This is a genomic window from Hallerella porci (assembly GCF_003148885.1).
Lineage (GTDB): Bacteria > Fibrobacterota > Fibrobacteria > Fibrobacterales > Fibrobacteraceae > Hallerella > Hallerella porci.
On the sequence record NZ_QGHD01000001.1, the window covers coordinates 65,873 to 84,921 of the forward strand.

18 protein-coding genes and 1 pseudogene are annotated in these 19,049 nt (G+C 46.1%); 8 read left to right on the forward strand and 11 right to left on the reverse strand.

Features of this window, described 5'->3' with window-relative positions; all coding sequences use genetic code 11:
• The first annotated feature begins 94 nt into the window (after positions 1-94).
• Together B0H50_RS00270 and B0H50_RS00275 are read left to right on the forward strand one after the other, a co-directional pair.
• Positions 95-931, forward strand: a complete 837-nt coding sequence (locus B0H50_RS00270) for a TIGR02147 family protein (protein ID WP_106198397.1) — start codon at positions 95-97, stop codon at positions 929-931.
• On the forward strand, positions 928-2,079 hold the full coding sequence (locus B0H50_RS00275) for an Ig-like domain-containing protein (protein WP_106198398.1): 1,152 nt from the start codon (positions 928-930) through the stop codon (positions 2,077-2,079). The genes B0H50_RS00270 and B0H50_RS00275 overlap by 4 nt, the downstream gene beginning before the upstream one ends.
• Positions 2,080-2,171: 92 nt before the next feature.
• On the opposite strand, the gene glgB is transcribed toward B0H50_RS00275, so the two are convergent.
• Complete coding sequence (gene glgB, locus B0H50_RS00280) at positions 2,172-4,571, reverse strand: 1,4-alpha-glucan branching protein GlgB (RefSeq protein ID WP_233244435.1); 2,400 nt, start codon at positions 4,569-4,571, stop codon at positions 2,172-2,174.
• 137 nt (positions 4,572-4,708) lie between these two features.
• Here glgB and B0H50_RS00285 point away from each other — a divergent pair, with 137 nt between their 5' ends.
• The gene (locus B0H50_RS00285; RefSeq protein ID WP_106198399.1) at positions 4,709-5,383 is read left to right on the forward strand and encodes a hypothetical protein; all 675 of its coding nucleotides are present in this window, start codon (positions 4,709-4,711) and stop codon (positions 5,381-5,383) included.
• Entirely contained in the window at positions 5,370-6,776 is a 1,407-nt protein-coding gene (locus B0H50_RS00290) for a cytochrome c biogenesis protein (protein ID WP_109587056.1), read from the forward strand. Before B0H50_RS00285 ends, B0H50_RS00290 begins: the two co-directional genes overlap by 14 nt.
• A gap of 19 nt (positions 6,777-6,795) precedes the next feature.
• Here the strand turns inward: B0H50_RS00290 and B0H50_RS00295 are convergent, their stop codons facing one another.
• Both B0H50_RS00295 and B0H50_RS00300 read right to left on the reverse strand, forming a co-directional pair.
• A complete protein-coding gene (locus B0H50_RS00295) occupies positions 6,796-7,653 on the reverse strand; it encodes a PHP domain-containing protein (RefSeq protein ID WP_106198401.1) in 858 nt (285 codons plus the stop codon).
• Positions 7,650-8,228, reverse strand: a complete 579-nt coding sequence (locus B0H50_RS00300) for a hypothetical protein (RefSeq protein WP_146129162.1) — start codon at positions 8,226-8,228, stop codon at positions 7,650-7,652. Before B0H50_RS00300 ends, B0H50_RS00295 begins: the two co-directional genes overlap by 4 nt.
• Positions 8,229-8,271: 43 nt before the next feature.
• Here B0H50_RS00300 and B0H50_RS00305 point away from each other — a divergent pair, with 43 nt between their 5' ends.
• Positions 8,272-8,967, forward strand: a complete 696-nt coding sequence (locus B0H50_RS00305; RefSeq protein ID WP_106198403.1) for a ribonuclease H1 domain-containing protein — start codon at positions 8,272-8,274, stop codon at positions 8,965-8,967.
• A 3-nt stretch (positions 8,968-8,970) separates the two neighbouring features.
• Here B0H50_RS00305 and B0H50_RS00310 read toward each other — a convergent pair whose 3' ends face one another.
• The 5 genes and pseudogenes from B0H50_RS00310 to B0H50_RS00330 form a co-directional block, all read right to left on the reverse strand.
• On the reverse strand, positions 8,971-9,981 hold the full coding sequence (locus tag B0H50_RS00310; protein WP_109587057.1) for an agmatine deiminase family protein: 1,011 nt from the start codon (positions 9,979-9,981) through the stop codon (positions 8,971-8,973).
• Positions 9,978-10,844 carry a carbon-nitrogen hydrolase gene (locus tag B0H50_RS00315; RefSeq protein ID WP_109587058.1) on the reverse strand — a complete coding sequence of 289 codons (867 nt, stop codon included), beginning with the start codon at positions 10,842-10,844 and terminating at the stop codon, positions 9,978-9,980. Before B0H50_RS00315 ends, B0H50_RS00310 begins: the two co-directional genes overlap by 4 nt.
• Positions 10,841-11,440 (reverse strand): 16S rRNA (guanine(527)-N(7))-methyltransferase RsmG, encoded by a 600-nt coding sequence (gene rsmG / locus B0H50_RS00320; RefSeq protein ID WP_233244456.1) that lies wholly within the window; start codon positions 11,438-11,440, stop codon positions 10,841-10,843. The genes B0H50_RS00315 and rsmG overlap by 4 nt, the downstream gene beginning before the upstream one ends.
• Before the next feature lie 158 nt (positions 11,441-11,598).
• A pseudogene (locus tag B0H50_RS00325) lies at positions 11,599-12,329 on the reverse strand (YoaP domain-containing protein).
• A 200-nt stretch (positions 12,330-12,529) separates the two neighbouring features.
• Positions 12,530-12,922 (reverse strand): hypothetical protein, encoded by a 393-nt coding sequence (locus B0H50_RS00330; protein WP_109587060.1) that lies wholly within the window; start codon positions 12,920-12,922, stop codon positions 12,530-12,532.
• Positions 12,923-13,296: 374 nt separating this feature from the next.
• Between B0H50_RS00330 and B0H50_RS00335 the strand changes: the two genes are divergently transcribed.
• Both B0H50_RS00335 and B0H50_RS00340 read left to right on the forward strand, forming a co-directional pair.
• Positions 13,297-14,661, forward strand: coding sequence for a hypothetical protein (locus tag B0H50_RS00335; protein ID WP_106198408.1), 1,365 nt, complete (start codon positions 13,297-13,299; stop codon positions 14,659-14,661).
• The gene (locus tag B0H50_RS00340) at positions 14,661-15,182 is read left to right on the forward strand and encodes a hypothetical protein (protein WP_106198409.1); all 522 of its coding nucleotides are present in this window, start codon (positions 14,661-14,663) and stop codon (positions 15,180-15,182) included. Before B0H50_RS00335 ends, B0H50_RS00340 begins: the two co-directional genes overlap by 1 nt.
• A 280-nt stretch (positions 15,183-15,462) precedes the next feature.
• On the opposite strand, the gene B0H50_RS00345 is transcribed toward B0H50_RS00340, so the two are convergent.
• A complete protein-coding gene (locus tag B0H50_RS00345; RefSeq protein ID WP_106198410.1) occupies positions 15,463-17,136 on the reverse strand; it encodes a glutamine--tRNA ligase/YqeY domain fusion protein in 1,674 nt (557 codons plus the stop codon).
• 69 nt (positions 17,137-17,205) lie between these two features.
• Between B0H50_RS00345 and nrdR the strand changes: the two genes are divergently transcribed.
• Positions 17,206-17,652: a transcriptional regulator NrdR gene (gene nrdR / locus B0H50_RS00350; protein ID WP_106198411.1), complete on the forward strand. Its 447-nt coding sequence runs from the start codon at positions 17,206-17,208 to the stop codon at positions 17,650-17,652.
• A gap of 37 nt (positions 17,653-17,689) precedes the next feature.
• Here nrdR and B0H50_RS13235 read toward each other — a convergent pair whose 3' ends face one another.
• Positions 17,690-17,833, reverse strand: a complete 144-nt coding sequence (locus B0H50_RS13235; protein WP_158256457.1) for a hypothetical protein — start codon at positions 17,831-17,833, stop codon at positions 17,690-17,692.
• A gap of 29 nt (positions 17,834-17,862) precedes the next feature.
• The gene (locus B0H50_RS00355) at positions 17,863-19,026 is read right to left on the reverse strand and encodes a hypothetical protein (RefSeq protein ID WP_109587061.1); all 1,164 of its coding nucleotides are present in this window, start codon (positions 19,024-19,026) and stop codon (positions 17,863-17,865) included.
• Between the last annotated feature and the right edge of the window lie 23 nt (positions 19,027-19,049).

A 19,049-nucleotide genomic window follows, 5' to 3' on the forward strand; every position in this document is an offset into this window, starting at 1 on the left:
AATTTTTCACATTGCAAAATTCTTTGCAAAACATCTTTTCTTTTCATTTTGCCAGCTCTTTTATTTTTGAGTAAATTGAGAGTGTGGTTTTGACATGGAAAAGATTTCACCGCTAGAATTTTTAGATTACCGCGAATATCTTCTCGCCTTTTTCGAATATCGCAAGGCGAATGCGCCGTGGTATTCTTACAAAGTTTTCGGCGATGGCGTTGGACTCGATCAAAGTCAAGTTTTCCGCATTCTACAAAAAAATTTGCACATTTCTAAACGCGCGTTGCCGCGCTTTGTAGAATATTTAAAACTCAACGAAAAAGAAGCCATCTATTTTGAAAAATTAGTGGAATTGGGACGCGCCCGCAGCGAATCGGAAACGCGTCGTCTTTTCGCCGAAGTTTTAGCGTTAAAAGGTGCGCAAAGTAAAGAGCTTAAAAATGACCAATACGAATTGTATTCAAAATGGTATCATAGCGTCGTACGGACGCTGCTCGGATTTGTGCGCATTCAAAATGATTATGCAGCTTTAGGGGCGATGGTTTCGCCGCCGATTTCTGCGGACGAAGCGAAAAATTCTGTCGAACTTTTGCAGCGTTTAGGTTTAATCGAACGCGATGCCGAAGGCTTTTGGAAATTATCCGATAGGACTTTGACGACGGGCGGCGATTACCGCTCAAAACTCATCCGCGCTTACCAAGCCGAATCGATGAAGCTCGCGATGCAGAGTTTAGATATTCATGAAAAGTCAAAACGCGACATCAATGTGATGAATATGGCGCTTGACGAATCCGCATTCAAGGATTGTCTTGCTATTTTGAATAATGCGCGTGACGAAATTCGGGCAAGGGTTGAAAAGGTCAATTCTCCGGATCGCGTGATGCGTTTTGCTACTGCGTTTTTCCCAGTAGCGTTTTCAAAAGAGGTTTCGTCTTCATGAAAAAAAGCGTCGTGCAAATTCTTTCGGCGTTTGTTGCGTTCGGATTATTTGCTTGCTCGGATTCGACGCAGGCAGGTGGCGGCATTTGGGATGAAACGCAGAATACTTTGGCGGTTCATATTGTAACGGCCTCGGGGAATCCCGCAGTGAGTGCTCGCGTTCGTTTGGTAACGGGAACGGCAGTTGTCGAAGACAGTGCTGTCTCGGATGATGAAGGAATTGCGCGTTTAAAGCGTCCTTCGTCCGATGGTTTTATTGAAGTCCAAGAACAGTTGGGAGTCGCTCGGGGGCGTGTTTTCATGGGCGACTCCCTTCTGCGGGACACATTGCAAAAGCCTGCGACTTTGCAAGGCGTTCTCACGGCGAATGAGAGTCCGCAGAAACTCTATTTGCTCGGAACTTCGTATAGCGCGGATGTTTCGGCATCGGGAAATTTCTCGTTTGAAAATTTGCCCGCGGGCGAGTATGCGATTCTTTCGGCTTCGGATTCGGAATACGTTTATTGGGGCGCTTCGCAGGTAAAAGCAAACGGCGATAATGCTGTGACATTAGCGGCTCCCGCTCAAGATAGCGCTTTAGTCGATGACTTTGAAAAGAAAGATGGGACGAATCTTTTCCACGCGTTAACCGGTTCTAGTTGGTGGTTTACCGCAGCCGATTCGTTAAGCGAAGTCGTTCCGTCGCTTCCGTTAAAAGCGCTTGTTCGCTCGGACGAAAGTTTCCAAGGTTCGCAGAGTTTGCATTTCATATTTAACGTGGATTCGTCCGCGGGAGCATTCGCTCTTTGCGGATTTGACATCGGCGTTTCGCAGTGGCAAGACAGCACCACTTCTTACGATTTATCCGAACTCGATAGTCTTTCGTTCTATATCCGCGGGCAGGGTCACATTATCGTTCAATTCGCTGGCTTCGATGAAACGGGAGCCGTTGCCGATTGGGATTTTGAATTTGATATTCCGAGTAAAACGGAATGGATTCGCATAGCAATTCCTCCTCGCGGAAATGAAGATTGGGAAGCGATTAAATCGCGGATGCGGACGATTACATTCCTTTCGACTTCGAATGCAGAAATTTGGTTAGATCAAATCGTCTTCTACGGCGTCTCGGTGCAGAAATTATTTGCCGATAAATTCCGCAACGAAAAATAAACTCTTTTGAAATGGCGCCTTCGGCGCGATAACTCAAAAAATCTTCCCACCTAAAAGAAACGCCGCTCTTTGAGCGGCGTTCCTTGCAAAATTTATTCTCCAATGTATTTGAAGAAGACTGCTCCTAACGGCGGCAGTTGAATGTTTGCGCTCCAAGGGCGATTTTGCCAAGGCGTTTCTTCGGAGTGGACTTCGCCGGCGTTGCCGATGTTTCCACCGCCCCACATCTCGGAATCCGAATTGAAGATTTCTTGCCAACGTCCGCGGGCCGGGAGACCGATGCGGTACGGAGTCCGCGGCACCGGTGTAAAATTGAATGCGCAGAGAATTGTCGCACCGTGTGCATCGCGGCGGATGAACGAAACGATGGAATTATCTGCGTCGTCGCACGAAATCCATTCAAAGCCTTCGGGTGCGTGATCCACTTCCCAGAACGGACTTTCGTTTTTGTAAATGTGCGAAAGGGTTTTGAACATTTCGTGCAATTTACCGTGAGTTTCCCACGTGAGCAAATGCCAGTCGAGGGATTGCTTCTCGTTCCATTCGCGGAATTGTCCGAAGTCGTTGCCCATAAAGTTGAGCTTTTTCCCAGGATGCGCAAATTGATACGAATAAGCGAGACGTAAGTTCGCAAATTTCTGCCAATTATCGCCAGGCATTTTTCCGAGCATCGAGCCTTTGCCGTGGACGACTTCGTCGTGGCTTAAGACCAAGATGAAATTTTCGGAATACGCATAAACCATGCTGAACGTAATCAAGTTGTGATGGTATTTGCGGTGAATCGGTTCGTGCTTCATATAGGTGAGGAAGTCATTCATCCAGCCCATATTCCACTTGTAATGGAAACCGAGACCGCCGCGTTCTGGCGGACGCGTAATGCACGGGAAACTTGTCGATTCTTCGGCGATGAGAATCGCGTGCGGCGCTAAGCGTCCCATGATGCTATTCAAATGCTTCAAGAATTCGAGGGTATCGTAATTGATGTTTCCGCCGTCTTTATTCGGCACCCATTCGCCGTCGCGTTTTCCGTAATCCAAGTAAAGCATACTTGCGACTGCATCGACGCGGAGACCGTCGCAGTGGAATTCGCGGAGCCAATACATCGCATTGGCGATGAGGAAATTCGAAACTTCTTTGCGGCCGAGATTGAAAATGTAAGTGCCCCAATCCGGATGTTCGCCTTGACGCGGGTCTGCGTGTTCATAACAAGCGGTGCCGTCGAAGCGTCCGAGCGCATAGGAATCTTTCGGGAAGTGGGCTGGAACCCAGTCGAGAATCACGCCGATTTCATTCTGGTGACAAAGATCGACGAAGTGACGGAATTCGTCCGGAGAACCAAAACGGCTCGTCGGCGAATAGTAACCGGTCACTTGATAGCCCCACGATTCATCGAGCGGGTGCTCCATAATCGGAAGAAATTCCACATGCGTGTAACCCATATCCTTCAAATAAGGAATGAGTTTGTCGGCGAGTTCATTCCACGAAAGGAAACGATCAGGATTTGTGGGATCGCGTTCCCACGAGCCTGCGTGCACTTCGTAAATGTTCATCGGACTGCCGAAGACACGGGTCGCATAATGCGTATCCATATATAATTTATCGTTCCATTCGTAGCCTTCGAGATGCGTGGTAACGCTAGCCGTCGCCGGACGCATTTCGCTGAGCTTAGCGAGCGGATCGGACTTGGTTAAAAGGCGACCATCTTGCGAATGAATTTCAAAACGATACAATTCATTTGCGCCGAGTTCTGGAATGAAAATTTCCCAAATTCCCGATGCGCCAATCATGCGCATCGGATGTCTTCTGCCGTCCCAACTATTAAAGTTTCCGACGACAGAAACGCTTTTCGCATTCGGCGCCCAAACGGCGAATTGCACGCCGTTAAATCCTTGATGCCGAATCACATTGGCGCCGAGTTTCTTGTAAAGTTCGTAGTGCGTGCCGTTCTTAATCAAGTGGCAATCGAAGTCGGTGAGCACCGGCAAGAACGCATACGGATCGATGACAGAATATTGAATTCCATTGTCGAGTGTAATGTTCAACCGATAGAAGAACGGCTGAAATTCCATATCGAGAACGGCTTCGAAAAATCCCGAGTCGCCGATTTTCACAAATTCAAAGACAAGTTTTTTCGCTTCGGATTCTTCGACTTTTGCTTTTTTTGCACGAGTTGTTTTCGCTTTTGTCGCTTTGGCAGCTTTCGTTGACTTCGTCGTCTTCGCCGATTTTGCGTTCTTTTTTTCGGCGGGTTTCTTTCCGACTTTTTCTTCGGTTACCGTTTCGGTATTTGCTGCTCCGTAAATGATTTCGGGTTCCACGGATTCACCGCTGATATGAGCGGCTCCGGGCAAGTAAACGCGGATAACGGTTTTGAGTCCGCGGTCGGTTTCTAGCGCATGAATGCCTAAAATCGAAAACGGATCGGAGCAATTAAAATCCCAAATGGCGCGCATCTGGTCGTTTGTCATCGTTGTTGAATCTTGAAAATCCATGAAAAACCTATGCTTTAAAGTCCTATGTAAAATTACTTATAATTTCGCCAAGTGAACAAAAAGAATGAAAAAAAATATTCCAAATAAATGCATTATTTTCCAATTTTCGCAGAAAAATTTTTGTCTAAATTTAGAGGGTGAAATTTTTGATTTCTGTTCTGCGTTTTCTGGGTTCGCTGCGCGTGGGCGTGGCTTTGCTTTTGGCGATTTTCGGGCTCGTTTTTTGGGGAACTCTTTTCGAAGCGCGCGCGGGCGTTGAACTAGGAACAGAACGATTTTTTGATAGTTGGATATTTTTTGCCGCGGGAATTTTTCCGTTGCCCGCATTGAAAACTTTAGCGATTTTTCTTTTTGTCAATTTACTTTGCGCTTTGCTTTTTCGGATTCCGCGGACGAAGAAAAATGTGGGAATTTGGATTTTGCATTTTTCGCTTCTCATTCTCATCGCGGGAAGTTTTTTGAGTCATGCGTCGCGGGAAAATTTTGATGCCTTTGGCTTTGTGGGAGCCTCTCTTCCTCTCGATGAAAAAGCGAAAAATTCGCTGCGCTTACTCAACGCGGATTCGATGAAAGTTTGCGCATTAAATGGAGCGGGCGATTCCATTTTTATCGCTGCCAATTCACCGCAGACAATCGGCGATTATCAAATTTATTTTGCCGAAACGATTCCGATGAACGCCGAAAAAACAATTGTCCGATTGCATATTCGCCGCGATCCGTTTGATTTTGTGCCGAAACTTTTTGCGCTCATTTTTTGTGCGGGAATTTTTTTGCAATGCATTTTTTGTCGAGGAAAAAATGAAAATTTTTAGCGTTTTCATTTTGCTGCTTTCGCTTTTTGTGTTTGCCGAAACAGAGCCTTCGACGGAAAATTTTTCAGCTTCAATTCCTACGACGGTCAATTTTGAAAATCGCATTCGTCCGCTGGAATCGTTTGAAATTTTACTTGCGGAACGCCTTTGTGAAAAACGGAAATGTGCAGATTTTTCGGCGGCAGAAATTTTGCAAAATATTCTTTCGGGGAAAGCGGATTCACAAAAAATTTTTGCGGTGAATCGGGCGACTGCACGCGACATTTTGCATTTGCCGAAAGATCGTCGCTATTTTTTGCGCAGCGAATTTGACGATGTGCGTTCTCTTTTGCGGCAATACGCAGAGCGCGAAGACGATCGTCCGCTGACTCTTGAATTGATTCGTTTAAATGATGCGTTAAATTTATACGATTCGTTGCAAGCGGGAATGCTTTCGCAAATTTCAATTCCTTTCGAAAATTTACCCGTGAGCGAGCAAAGAAAAATTCGCGCTGAAGCGGCTTATTATAAAACGAATCCGATTTTCTTTTCGTGGATTTTATGCATCGTCGGATTTTTGACGGCGATTTTTTGCCGCATTCAATCGCGCGTAAAATCGAGACTTTTTCTTCTCGGCATTTTTTTGCAGAGCTTATTTGCGGTGAGTTTAATCGGCATTTTTATTTGGCGGGGAATTGGCGAAGGGCGAATTCCTCTGACATCGCTTTACGAAATGATTTTGTGCATTTCTCTCGGCATTTCTTTGACAACGATTTTTTTAGCGGTAAAAATGAAAGAAAGTATTCTTCTCATCGGCGCGGGAATGAATTTACTTTTCATGCTTCTTCTCCGTTCGATGTTTTCTGCGGGCGATTCTTTTGAATCGGTTTCCGTTCTTTTAAATTCTCCGTTTTGGCTTTCGCTGCATGTGTTTACAATCGCTGCGGGATTTTGCGTTTTAATTTTTGCAGCGTTTCTTGCGCATTGGCAGTTGATTCTTCGAAAATGGAAAAAATCGCCCGATGAAAAAATGAAAAATGCGTTGCGAATTTTACTTCGCGTAGGCTTTGCGCTTTCGTCTCTCGGAACGATTCTCGGCGGCTTTTGGGCAGACGTTGCGTGGGGACGTTTTTGGGGGTGGGATCCGAAAGAAAACGCGGCACTTCTTGTGATTTTGTGGACGCTTTTTTTGTTGCATTTACCGCGCGGAAAAATGATTTCAGAAAAATCCTGGGAAGCGTTGACCGCTGCACTATTACTCGTCATCGGTTTTTGTCTTTTCGGCGTAAACCTTTTGGGCACAGGGCTTCACAGCTACGGTTATTCGCCAAAATTGCTCACGGTCTTTGTCGGATTTTCTTTGATCGATGCGATTCTTATTGCATTTTTAGGAATGCCAAAAGCGAAAAAATGAGAAAAAGAAAAATGGAATTTTAGAAAGATTCTGCGCGGGATTTTTCGCGGCGTTCGCGGAGTTCTTCGACGACGGAATAGGGCATCTTCATGCAATTCGGATTGTAAGGACTGTTTTCGGTGTGAAAGTCCGAGCCGCCGGTGCCGACGAGATTATAATGTTCTGCGAGTTCGCGGTAACGTCTGCCGACAGAACCTTTTTGTGCGGGCGAATAAATTTCGATGCCTTGTAATCCGGCTTCGACGAGATCGGGAATGAGCACATCGACATTGGATTTGTAAGGGTGCGCGAGAACAGCGATGCCGCCAGCGTTTTCAATTAAGCGAATCGTTTGCTGCGGATTCAGTCCGCGCTTTTCGACGAAAGCGGGCGCTCCATCGGCCAAGTATTTGTTAAAGGCTTCGCCAAAACTCGAAACGTATTCTTCATCGACGAGAGCCATCGCAATGTGCGGACGTCCGACGACTTTGCCTTTGCAATAACTCATCACTTTTTCGAAGCTCACATTGACGCCGAAACTCGCTAGCTTTTTGAGAATGGAGCGCGCCCGAGAAATGCGTTGCTTCGCACTTTCGGCAAGTTCCATATTGATGGCGAGATTTGTCGGATCGCAAAAATAACCGAGAATGTGCACATCGCGGCCTTGCCACACAGCAGAAATTTCAATGCCCGGAATGAGTTCGAGCCCGAGTTCATCCGCATACGGTTTCGTCGCTTCGTAAGAGGCGAGTGTATCGTGATCGGTCACCGAAATGCAGCGGAGTCCGCGTCGCTTTGCAAGTTTCACGAGTTCTAACGGCGAAAGAGAACCGTCCGAAAGATTCGTGTGCAAATGCAAATCAGCAAAGCCGATTTTTTTCTTCGTCAAATCCGTCATGCAGAAGCCTTCTTAAAAAGCTCCGTGAGAAATGACGCTTTTTTCTCCGAATCTTCGAGCGAGGAAAGGCTAAGATTTAACAGCGGATAAAATTTTTCGCAATTAAAACCGAATCGATAAGCCGCACCGCAAACCTTTGCCAAATAAAGTTGTTGAAAACGCGGATTTTGTTCTAAGCAAATGCACATCGCCATTTTGCGGGCGAGAAGCATCGATTGAATTTTTTGAAATTCTTCTTCGCCGTAGCGGAGTCCTTTCGTTGTGTAGTAAGCGATTTCTTGGGAAATGCGACTGGAAGTTAAAAGATTTTCGTGCTGCGTATTTGCAAGCAAGAGGACGCCGTGCGATTTCAATTTGGCGAGAGATTTTAAGAACGGAATGGAAGCGAGAATTTCATCGGCGTTTTCGGGAAGCCAGATGAATAAATTTCCGATTTCAGAAAGTTTAAACGGATACCGAAATGCGGCGCTTTCGTTGCCCGCTTTTTTCACAAACCAACGGAAGAGCGAATCCTCGGAAAGGAAACGCTTGAAGAAAAACGCAAAAGAATCCGCAAAATAAGGCGACGGTTTCAAAAATAAACTCCAACTTTTCACTTGGAATATATAAATTTCGCTAATGGGAAAGATGAAATTTTACGCGATAAAGACCCCTGCATTGCAAAAAATCGTGACTTCGTGGACAGAATGCGAAGCGCTTACGCATGGTGTAAAAGCTTGCCAATTTAAGTCGTTTCCGACCCGCGAATCCGCCGAAGAATGGCTCTCGGGAATTTCGAAAGTGCACGCAGACGGTTTACGCATTTATGTCGACGGTTCATTTTCCCCGGATTTTGATCGCGCTGGTTGGGCGTTTATCGCCGTCGAAGATGGAAAAGAAATTGCAACCGAAAGCGGCGTCACCGATTTGCCCGCCGAAAGCCGTAACATAGATGGCGAACTCACCGCGAGTTTGCATGCGATGGCTTGGTTAAAGCGGATGGGAAAAACGGGAGTGATTTGCCACGATTACGAAGGCATCGCACGCTGGGCAAAGGGCGATTGGAAAGCGAACAAACCGATTTCAAAACGTTATGTGCTCGAAGCGCGAAAATATCCCGGCATGAAATTTGAAAAAGTGCCTGCGCATTCTGGCGTTAAATGGAACGAAGCCGTCGATGAACGTGCGAAAGCAGCCATCGTCCGCGCCAAAAAAGAGCTCGCTATCGCTAAGCAAAATTTGTCGGCGCTTCCGCCTTTAGAAATTGAAAAGCCCGAAAAAAAATCCGCAACGAAAATCGCTGCGGAGGGAACTCAACTCGATTTATTTGGTTAAAGATTAACTTTCTTGCTTGCTAATGCAATGCAGACTTCCGCCTTGGCGGATGACAGTCGTCGCATCGATGCCGATAATTTCACGATCGGGGAAAACCGATTTGAAATAAGCTTCGGCAAGATTGTCGAATTTTTCTTCGTATTTCGGATAGACGAGTGCGCCGTTTAAGAAAATAAAATTCATATAAGACGCGGGGAGAATTTCGCCATCGATGACTTTTTGCGTGGGAATTTGCACTGTATCAACGTGGGCTTTTTCACCGTAATGACGCTTGAGCCAAGTCTCGAGAATCACTTTATTCCGTAACATCGGCTTAAAGTTCGGTTTATTTTGATCTTCTTCCCAAGCCATCGCGATGCGTTCATTCGAAACAAAGCGCACCGCGTTATCGATATGACCATCGGTATGGTCGCCGATTAAACCTTCGGGCAAGACGAGCAAATCGCGGAGTCCGAACGCTTCTTTTAAAGCCATTTCGACGTGCTTCAGTTCGGAAGTCGGATTGCGATTTTCACCGACGAGGCAAGGGAGAGTCGTAAGTCCTAAACCATCATCGTTGACTTCGATGGCGCCGCCTTCAAAAATATACGGAAATGTTTTTAATGCGAGTCTTTTGCGGAGAGCGATTTCTTTTGGCACTTGCTCATCGTGATTCCAAGGCGGAAATTTTGCGCCCCAAGCGTTGAATTGGAAGTTGATGATTTTGGAAGTTTTGTGCTGAGAATAAACGAAGAAAGGACCGTAATCGCGAATCCAAATGTCATCGGTTTCAATCGGAATCCAACGAATTTTAAACGGTGCGTTGTCAAATTTTTTCTTTTGTTCTGCGGGCAAAATAAAATCGGGCTGCACGAGAACATTTACCGGCTGAAAGCGAGAGCAGATGCCGATGAGCTCATAATAAAAAGCGATAATTTTTTCGCGGAGTTCACCGCCCCAATTCATTTCGTTGTGCGGAAACGCAAGCCAAATCGTTTTTTGCTCTTTCCATTCTGCGGGATAATTTAAGTTCATGGAGTCATCCAATTTTTGAGAATGTCTTTGTATAAATCGGTGCGGCGATCGCGGAAATGCGGCCACCAACGGCGATTAAATTCAATTTCTTTGAGATCGATTTCGGTAACCGATGCGCCCAAAAAATCAGAAGCGAGTTCGCTTATAAGGAATCCATCGGGAGCGCTCACAAAAGAATGCCCCCAGAAAGTGAGATCGCCTTCGGTGCCGATACGATTTGCTGCGACGACGAAAAGACGGTTTGCGATTGCATGCCCGCGCATTACGGTCATCCAACTGTCTTTTTGACGTTCATATAAATCTTTGGATTCTTTCACATCCCAACCGATTGCCGTCGGATAAATGAGAATATCTGCGCCTTTGAGCGCTTGAATGCGAGCGGCTTCGGGGAACCATTGATCCCAACAAATGAGAACTCCTAATTTCCCAGCCGAAGTTTGAATCGGTTCAAATCCGGTATCGCCCGGTGCAAAATAATACTTTTCGAAAAATCCCGGATCATCGGGAATGTGACTTTTGCGGTAAAGCCCTGCGATGCTTCCGTCGCGTTCAAAAACATATGCGCTATTGTAATAAATTCCGCGGGCGCGTTTTTCAAAAAATGGGAAGACGACGACAGCGTTAATTTCTTTCGCAATTTCTCGCCATTCTGTAATCAACGGGTCGCTTTTTTCAATCGCCCAATCAAAGCCTTTTTCACCTTCTTCGATGGGGAAGTAAGGGGTGTGATAAAGTTCGGGGAGAACGAGAATGTCGATGCCTTTTCCTTTGAATTTGCGGGCTTCGGCTGCATACCACGCATCCGTTGCGGGCGTTGTATTTTCCCATTTTCCTTGGAGAGTTGCAATGCGAATTTTATTCATACTTCTACTTTTTCGAGGACGATGAGTGCGCGGTCTTGAGTGCTTTTGGGAATGCGGTAAAAATGCTTTTCCAAAAGTTTAAAACCGTAATCTTCGGGGTGTAAAGTGGCGAGTTCTTCTTTGACGGCAGGACCTTTCATAAAGAAAGCGCGGCCGCCGGGAACGAGAGCTTTTTGAATGCGCGGGAGAGTGAGTTCAATCAGTTCGAATGCTCGGCTAATGACTCCTTCGACGGGGAAGGTGAGGCTTCGGCTGGTGACTTTGTGTCCAAACACATCAATTCCTTGGAGGCCGAGTTCGCGAATCACGAGATTCAAAAATTCCACGCGATTCGGGCGCGGTTCGCAAAGTGTCAAGCGAATATCGGGATTGACGAGCTTTAACGGAATCCCAGGAAATCCAGCGCCGCTTCCGACATCGATCATCCGCTTCGGCCATTTTTCTACATAAGCGTTGATGAGAATGCAATCGGCATAATGGCGTTCCACAATCGTTTCGAATGCATTTAAGCGGGTCAAATCTTGATCTTTATTATTTTCCCGCAGCAGTTGATGGTAAGCCCACAATTGTTCCAAAGTTTCCTGTTGCAATTCCACTCCGTGGTATTCTAACAGTTGCTTTAATCCGGGAACAGAAGGCGTAGCCCGCTTCCCATGAAAGAGAGGAAAGTTCTGATTAGTCGGTCGGCGAGTAAATTTCTGCGGCATGAAATAAATTTAGATAATTAGGAATGAGTGCACGGCTGCACCGTGCGTCATAGTGCTAGAAACTTTTTTTCTGTTTGTATGCTGTGCGTCAAAAATTTGCCGTCCCGAAACAGGGCATAAGTCGTGACTGGGGCTGGAACATTTTGCGCTGTTTGCTTGTCGGTGATGTGGATAACTTGAAGGGCGATTCCGTGTTCCTTTGCCGCCTGCTCTACTCGAGGCACCCAGTAGCAAGTGAACGGGCACTGATCGGTATAGAAAAGAACAAAACCTTTGTCTTTTATTTTCGGGTGTTTTGCGCTTTCTTTGAACTTCGGCGGTTCGGCATTAGGCACAAGGGGCAAATACATCAGGTTGATTCCGCAGTCAGAGATGTCGGCAACTCGGAAACCCTTGTACACAAGAAACTTCGGGTCCGCTAAAAATTCACGTTTTCGCCCTTCAGCACACAAAATGCAAATTCCTCGCTTCTTCTGCGCTTGTGCATCATGAATGCATTTTCCCAAAAGATCGTTGGAATAGCCTCGCCCCTTCATGGAGCCAGGACCCACAGGCAGTTAATATAAAGAAAGTCCGCGGCGTCAATCGGAATCCAAGCGTTTTCCGCTGGGATGTATTCGATAAAGCACTTTCCTCGCTCCTCGCTGCGGTAAAAGACAAGCCCCTCGTCAAGACGATTTTTGATCCACTGTTTCTTTGCAAGGCTCTGCTTTCTGGATATGGCACAGCAAACGGGCTCTTCGTCCATGTTATCTTTAGTGAGTTGGATATAGTTCATCCGTCACCCTTCTTCGTTGTCAGAATTAACGAAAATAGATAAAATTTCATCAATCAATAGAAACTCCGTTCTCATTTTTTCGGATGGAGAATTCAAATCATAATGAACAATTGAGTATTAGGCGCACCGGCTCTGTCGGGCCAGGCCGTACTTTTGGGTCGAAACTGCGAAAAAGCTGCGAAAATGACCCTTTGGCTCTGTTAGGCCAGGCCGTATAGCTGCGAACATGCTGCGGTTTTGACCTCGGCTCTGTCACAGCAGACTGTATGGTTGCAAGAACGCTGCGGAAACCAAAATTGGTCAAAATAGCCTAAATTCTGCAATTCCGTAGTGAATAAACAGCTTCGGAGGGGCTTACGAAATAGGGAAAGTTTGCTAGCCGGGCACAAGTGTACAGTTTGACCCGACAGAGCCGGCGCACCGTAGTCGCGCCCTGATAACATTCCTAATTCTTCATTTTTTGTCTTGCAGCGCTGCGGCAAGGCATTTAACACGTCAAATTCGTCCATGCAACGCTGCGGGAAGCCATCTAACATGTCAAATTCGTCCATGCAGCGTTGCGGGAAGGCATTTAACACGTCAAATTCGTTCATGCAGCGCTGCGGGAAGACTTTTTAAATGAGGAATGTAGATGATGGCGCCCCGGGTTTTGAGAACTTAGAGTGGAGAACTTTGATCTTAGAAATTCTAAGCTCTAAGCTCTAAGCTCTAAGCTCTAAGTTCTAAGATCTTTTGTCGCCCAAGGGCGCCGCCTCTATTTAAGCTAGTTAGGAGTGTAAAATTTGGCGCACCGTAGCCGCGCAAGGCTTTGAGAACTTTGATCTTAGAAAATTCTAAGCTCTAAGATCTTGCATTCCACTTTTTTCGCTTTTAAGTAAAATCTTCTTTACTTTAGAGAAATTTTGTCGCATTTTTCCCGCTTCGAGCGTCTATATACATTAGACTCTTTTTTTTGAGGATATGGAAGATGATTCGAAATTCATTGACGATTTGGCAGAGCGTTTTGCTCTTCGTTTTCGCGTTTTGCGGGAATATTTTTGCAGAAACTCGGGAGAGTGTATCCATCGAAGACGCATTTTGGGCGTATGACGACGGGCGAATTAGTGAATCCGAACTCGAAGAACTTTTGTTCTACATCGAAGGCGGGGATAGTCGCGGCGCTTGCGCAGAATGGGAAGCGGCTGGGGGAGATCCGTGCGCACGGAGATTGTCCGAAAAATTAGAGGAATGGAAATTTCGCGGCAGCGCAGGCTATGCGATTTCTCTCGATTCGACGGGAAATGTGCGCTATGAACGTTCCCGCTTGGCGTTTAGCTTTTTGCGGTATTCCGCAGAAGTGCGCTTAAAATCAGAAAATCGCGGGGCTGTCCATGTCGAACATTGGCGGATGCTTTACAAAAGTAAAAATGCGTTCACCGTCCTCGGAAACATTACCGCAGCCGATATTCGAAGCGCGATTCCTTTGCAAATGCGCACGGGAAATGTGTGGAATCTCGGCACGCAAAATTTCGAAGCAGGGACAATTCTTTTCTCCGATACGACGGCGGGAATTCACGCAGCGATTGGGCGCAAAGAAAAATTGCAACTTCTAATGGCGGGAATTGCGTCGCCCGAAGGATTCCGCGATGGATTTTTCCGTTTGCGAACAGAATTTGCCGAAACGCAAATCGCTTATTCCGAATCGTATCAAAAGCCGCTCCTTTACGTCGCAGGAAATTCACCGAGGAATTCTTGGCTGCGGTTGCGCTTTCGCGCGTATTTTCACGAGAATAAAAATCTCGATGGCATTTTTAGGGTGCCGAAAATGGTGGAGAAAAATCGGGCATTTGGAAATGCGACGGTGCAGACGAATTTTCAAACTTGGAATTTTCGTTTCGTGGGGAGTTTTGCGGTTCCTCTCGATTCGGGAAATTCAAGGGTCTCGGCAGAGGCGTCCATTTCGCGGACAAAAAAACGCGCAAAATTAGAATCGGGAACAAAGGTCGTTTCGGCGGGCGATTCGCTTGCGATGACATTATTTCTGCGGAGCGGAATTCGTCTATTTGACGCCGAAAGTCTTTTCTGTGAATGGCGCGAAACATTGCGAAATCCGTGGACAAAAAGCCGCTACGAAATTCGCCCCGGTGCGCTCTTTTTTGTCGAAGAAAGTGTCACCGCCAAAGCGCTTCTCATTATCCGCGGCCCCGAAAAGAAACCTCTCGTTTTCCGCGAAGAAACGCAGATGAAAATCGCCAAAAGTTTTTACGCAAAAAGTCTTCTCGAATTGCGCGCGCCCCGATTGCGCAAATTGCACCTTTGGCGATTAGGTTTAGAAATGCGCGCTGACTTTTGATGAAAAAAATTGAAGAACAATTAAAGCAGAAAATTAGCAGTCAACGCTGGCTTGTGTCGTGGTCTATTTTAAAAAAGCAAAATCCTAAAGAAATTTTTATTCAACCGCAAGGAGGTTATGTGATTTCTTGCCGACGTTTATTGCAGGGATATAAAAATAATACAGAGTGGAAAAAATTGGAAAAAGAAATCGCAATCGCATTAAAGCTTGCGCGAGCAGGGCATGCAGTTGGAATGCTAACAGAATTTAGCAATCGTCAAACAAAAAATCCTGACGCTGTTGTAGATGGAATTTTGTGCGATTTTAAAGAATGTAATTTTAAGAAAATTTGTGAACATTTCAAAAAAGCGATGCAACAAGCTGATAGTGTTGCAATTCATCTTATAAAAGAGGAGCCTCTTTCTAGAATTTTTGGCAAATTAAAACCGACAGCAAAATTGCATTATAAGAAAAATTTTTTGGTCTATATCATCACAGAAAATGCTGTAAAAATGAAATCCATTGAAGAAATCATAAAATAAAAGTCCCAAAAAATTTGGGACTCTTCACATTTTTTACAGTGAGAAAAATGCGAAAACTTTGGTTACCCTCAGTGTTGACTCAAGGTCAACTCTACCTCGGATATTACAAATCTATAAATTTTCTTTGCTTGATGCAATTGCGTTTTTGATGAAAAAAACGCCCCCGAGGAAAGGAGACCTCGGAGGGCGTAAGGGGGAGTGTTTGGTAATCTCAATGTATTTAATTCCGAGAGGAATGGGTAGAGATTAAAAGCACTTTTTTGTTTACAGCTGTAAACAGCTACTTCTGCGATTTGCCCCAAGAATCCTTCAGACCGACGGTGCGATTGAACACCAAATGCTCGGGCTTTGAATCGCGGTTGTCCACGCAGAAATAACCTTGCCGCATAAATTGGAAGCGGTCTTCGACAGTTGCATTCGCAAGCATCGGTTCGAGCTTCGCTTGTTTAATTTGCAAGGAATCCGGATTTAAATAATCCAGCGGGTCTTCGCCTTCGGGAACGTTTCCGGTATTTTCCAAGGTGAAAAGGTTATCGTATAAACGAATTTCTGCATCGACGGCAGTCGGCGCATAAACCCAATGAATCGTGCCTTTGACCTTTCTTCCGTCGGGAGAATCGCCGCCGCGGGTCGCAGGATCATAGGTGCAGTGAATCACGGAAACATTTCCCGCGGCATCTTTTTCTACGCTCACGCATTTGACAAAGTAGGCGCCTTTTAAGCGGACTTCGCCATCGGGTTTTAAACGGAAATATTTCTTCGGCGGATTTTCCATAAAGTCATCGCGCTCGATGAAAATTTCTTTGCCAAAGGGAACTTTGCGCATGCCTGCGTTCGGATCTTCCGGATTATTTTCGACTTCGACTTCATCGATTTTTCCGTCTTCCCAGTTATCGATGACGACTTTGACCGGATCGAGAACTGCCATCGCACGCTTCGCGGTTTTGTTCAATTCTTCGCGGATGCAGAAGTAGAGCAAATTGATATCGACCATGCTATCGGCTTTGGAAATTCCGATGCGGTCGCAGAATTCGCGAATCGAAGACGGCGTGTAACCGCGGCGACGAAGACCGCAAACCGTCGGCATCCGCGGATCGTCCCAACCGTTGACGCGACCGCTCTTCACGAGTTCCAAAAGTTTACGCTTGCTCATCACGGTATAAGAAAGATTCAAGCGGGCAAATTCAATTTGTTGCGGACGCTTCGGCAAATCCAATGTTTCGAGGAACCAGTTGTAAAGCGGACGGTGCGCTTCGAATTCGAGAGTGCAAATGGAATGCGTAATGCCTTCAATCCAGTCCGAAAGCGGGTGCGCAAAATCGTACATCGGATAAATGCACCACTTGTCGCCTGTGCGGTGATGAGTCGCATGTTTAATGCGGTAAATCGCCGGGTCGCGCATATTCATATTTGGGCTTGCAAGGTCGAGCTTTGCGCGGAGAGTTTTTTCGCCATCGGCAAATTCGCCAGCTTTCATCCGGCGGAAAAGGTCCAAGTTTTCTTCTACGCTGCGGTCGCGATACGGCGAAGGCTTCGAAGGTTTTCCGGCATCGTTTCCGCGGTAATCTTTCATTTCTTCGGGCGAAAGATCATCGACATAAGCTTTGCCTAATTGAATTAACTTTTCTGCAAAATCGTAAAGTTGATCGTAGTAATCGCTCGCGTAGTGAACGGGTTCTTCCCAATTAAAACCGAGCCAATGCACATCGTTGTAAATGGAATCGACGTATTCGGTATCTTCTTTCGTCGGATTGGTATCGTCAAAACGGAGATTGGTTTTGCCGTTAAATTTTTTCGCGGTACCAAAGTTTAAGCAGATGCTTTTCGCATGTCCGATATGGATGTAACCGTTCGGCTCAGGCGGGAAACGGGTGAGCACATAATCACGTTTACCCGTCTTGAGGTCGTTCACGATAATGTCTTGAATAAAATTGGAAGATTCCGGGATTTCCATAATGTTCTCCAGAAAGAATTTCGCCTAAAAATTAGAAAAGGTTCGTCGAAAAAACTATATTCAAGTTGTATGATTTGCCCTTATTGTCATCACGAACACGACAAAGTTGTCGATAGCCGTTCTAGCGGGCTTTCGATTCGGCGCCGGCGCGAATGTTTGGAGTGCGGCAAGCGCTTTACGACTTACGAATATGTGGAAATGACGCCACTGACCGTTGTCAAACGCGATGGTTGCCGCGAACCCTTTAAGCGGGAAAAATTACTTGCGGGCATTGAAGCTGCCTGTAAAAAGCGTCCGGTGAGTCGTCAAACAATTGAAGACATCGCGACGAATGTGGAAAATGCGCTAATGCTCAGCGAAACTCAAGAAGCTCGTTACGATCAAATCGGAAATTTAGTGATGGAAGAACTTCGCAAAGTCGATGCTGTCGCTTATGTCCGCTTCGCTTCCGTTTACCGCGAATTCAAAGAAGTCGGTGAATTTGTCAAACAAGTGCTAGAAGTTTCGAACAAGTAAATTCAAAACGCGCGCCGCAGGCGCGCGTTTGCAGTATCTACTCCGATTTTTTCTGATTTAATTTTGTAATTTCTGCCTCTTTTCTTGCCGCATCAATTTCGAGATTGATTTCTTCGAGGCTCATGTTTGCGGAACCTGCGTTTTCTGCGTCTTGTGATAATTGTTTTAATAAAGAATTCATTTTATTCCTTTTTCCATTTTACATTTTCCTTAATTTGCGACGCAGATGACGGTGACGCTGGCGGTAACGGTGTACTTTTTGCCCGGAGCGCAACCATTCGGGGTGAAGTAAGCGAAACTTGTGAGCGGATCATCCGAATCCCAGAAAATTTGCGTATTCGTGTAGTCGGAACCGAGTCTCGGTTTGCAGCCCACGATGCAGCCGCTCTTTGCGCCTGCAGGAATTTGAACGGTGGTTGCAGTCTGCGCTGGGATAAAGAGCGAATCGGGGAGAGTCGGGAGAACTTTTTCGCCGTAATCTGCATCGTTAATACTGCCGAGCGGGAGAATTAAATCCACCGATTCGGGGTCGACAACGCTTACGCCATCGCAGGCATATTTGACAACGGAATTATCCGCATTGGTGACAGCAACGGTTGCAGAAACCGATTGCTTGTGCATTGCTGAATTTGCGATAATCGAGCCCGATGTTCCAGAACCGGACAATTCACCGTAAGCCGATGTCCAAGTGTAAGCGGTAATGGGGGATTCGGATTCCGCATCCACGGTCCACGTAATCGTTTCGCCCGCTTTGGCTGTAGAACGATTGGGTTTGCAAGAATTGATGACGATAGGAATGCCTTGAACTTGAATGGATTCACAAGCGATGTCGTTGCCATCGACATTTAAATAAGCGGCAAAAGAGCCGGCATCGGGATAGCGAATCGTCACTTTATCCATGCCGTTTCCTTGAACATTTGTCGTCGCAGCGCCTTCAAATGCCCAAGCGAACGGGGCGAGAATTTGATCAAAAATATCGCCTTCGCCTTCGCGGTAGAATTTCCATTCTCCGATTTCCCCTTTCGAAATAATCGGATTGGTGGGGGCGCAAGTTCCTTTGATGACGTTTTTGGCTTCGTTTAAAATTTCTTCGCTGCTAGTCGTTTCGGAGGATGCCGAAGATTTTGGCTTGGAGCTCGATGCGCTCGAAGTCGGCTTGGATTCGCTCGAAGTCTGCGTGCCTGAATCCGAAGATTTGACGCTTGCCGAAGATTTTGCTGCCGAAGAATATTCGGGAGGAGCTTCATCGGATGCCGAATTGGAATCGCTTCCGCAAGCCGTAAAACCAACACTCAGCGCAGAAAGAAGAAACGCTGAAAATAGCGAAGAAACCCCTGCGCGGGAAATCAAACGAAAACGACCTGAAAAATTCATAGCCTAAATATATATACTTTGGA

Excerpts from the sequence above, each read along its gene's own strand:
- B0H50_RS00290 (WP_109587056.1), top strand. The coding sequence starts at position 5,370 with ATGAAAATTTTTAGCGTTTTCATTTTGCTGCTTTCGCTTTTTGTGTTT.
- nrdR (WP_106198411.1), top strand. The coding sequence starts at position 17,206 with ATGATTTGCCCTTATTGTCATCACGAACACGACAAAGTTGTCGATAGC.
- B0H50_RS00295 (WP_106198401.1), bottom strand. The coding sequence starts at position 7,653 with ATGACGGATTTGACGAAGAAAAAAATCGGCTTTGCTGATTTGCATTTG.
- B0H50_RS00305 (WP_106198403.1), top strand. The coding sequence starts at position 8,272 with ATGGGAAAGATGAAATTTTACGCGATAAAGACCCCTGCATTGCAAAAA.
- B0H50_RS00330 (WP_109587060.1), bottom strand. The coding sequence starts at position 12,922 with ATGAACGAATTTGACGTGTTAAATGCCTTCCCGCAACGCTGCATGGAC.
- B0H50_RS00335 (WP_106198408.1), top strand. The coding sequence starts at position 13,297 with ATGATTCGAAATTCATTGACGATTTGGCAGAGCGTTTTGCTCTTCGTT.
- B0H50_RS00310 (WP_109587057.1), bottom strand. The coding sequence starts at position 9,981 with ATGAACTTAAATTATCCCGCAGAATGGAAAGAGCAAAAAACGATTTGG.
- B0H50_RS00315 (WP_109587058.1), bottom strand. The coding sequence starts at position 10,844 with ATGAATAAAATTCGCATTGCAACTCTCCAAGGAAAATGGGAAAATACA.
- B0H50_RS00270 (WP_106198397.1), top strand. The coding sequence starts at position 95 with ATGGAAAAGATTTCACCGCTAGAATTTTTAGATTACCGCGAATATCTT.
- glgB (WP_233244435.1), bottom strand. The coding sequence starts at position 4,571 with ATGGATTTTCAAGATTCAACAACGATGACAAACGACCAGATGCGCGCC.
- B0H50_RS00355 (WP_109587061.1), bottom strand. The coding sequence starts at position 19,026 with ATGAATTTTTCAGGTCGTTTTCGTTTGATTTCCCGCGCAGGGGTTTCT.
- B0H50_RS00340 (WP_106198409.1), top strand. The coding sequence starts at position 14,661 with ATGAAAAAAATTGAAGAACAATTAAAGCAGAAAATTAGCAGTCAACGC.
- B0H50_RS00275 (WP_106198398.1), top strand. The coding sequence starts at position 928 with ATGAAAAAAAGCGTCGTGCAAATTCTTTCGGCGTTTGTTGCGTTCGGA.
- B0H50_RS13235 (WP_158256457.1), bottom strand. The coding sequence starts at position 17,833 with ATGAATTCTTTATTAAAACAATTATCACAAGACGCAGAAAACGCAGGT.
- B0H50_RS00345 (WP_106198410.1), bottom strand. The coding sequence starts at position 17,136 with ATGGAAATCCCGGAATCTTCCAATTTTATTCAAGACATTATCGTGAAC.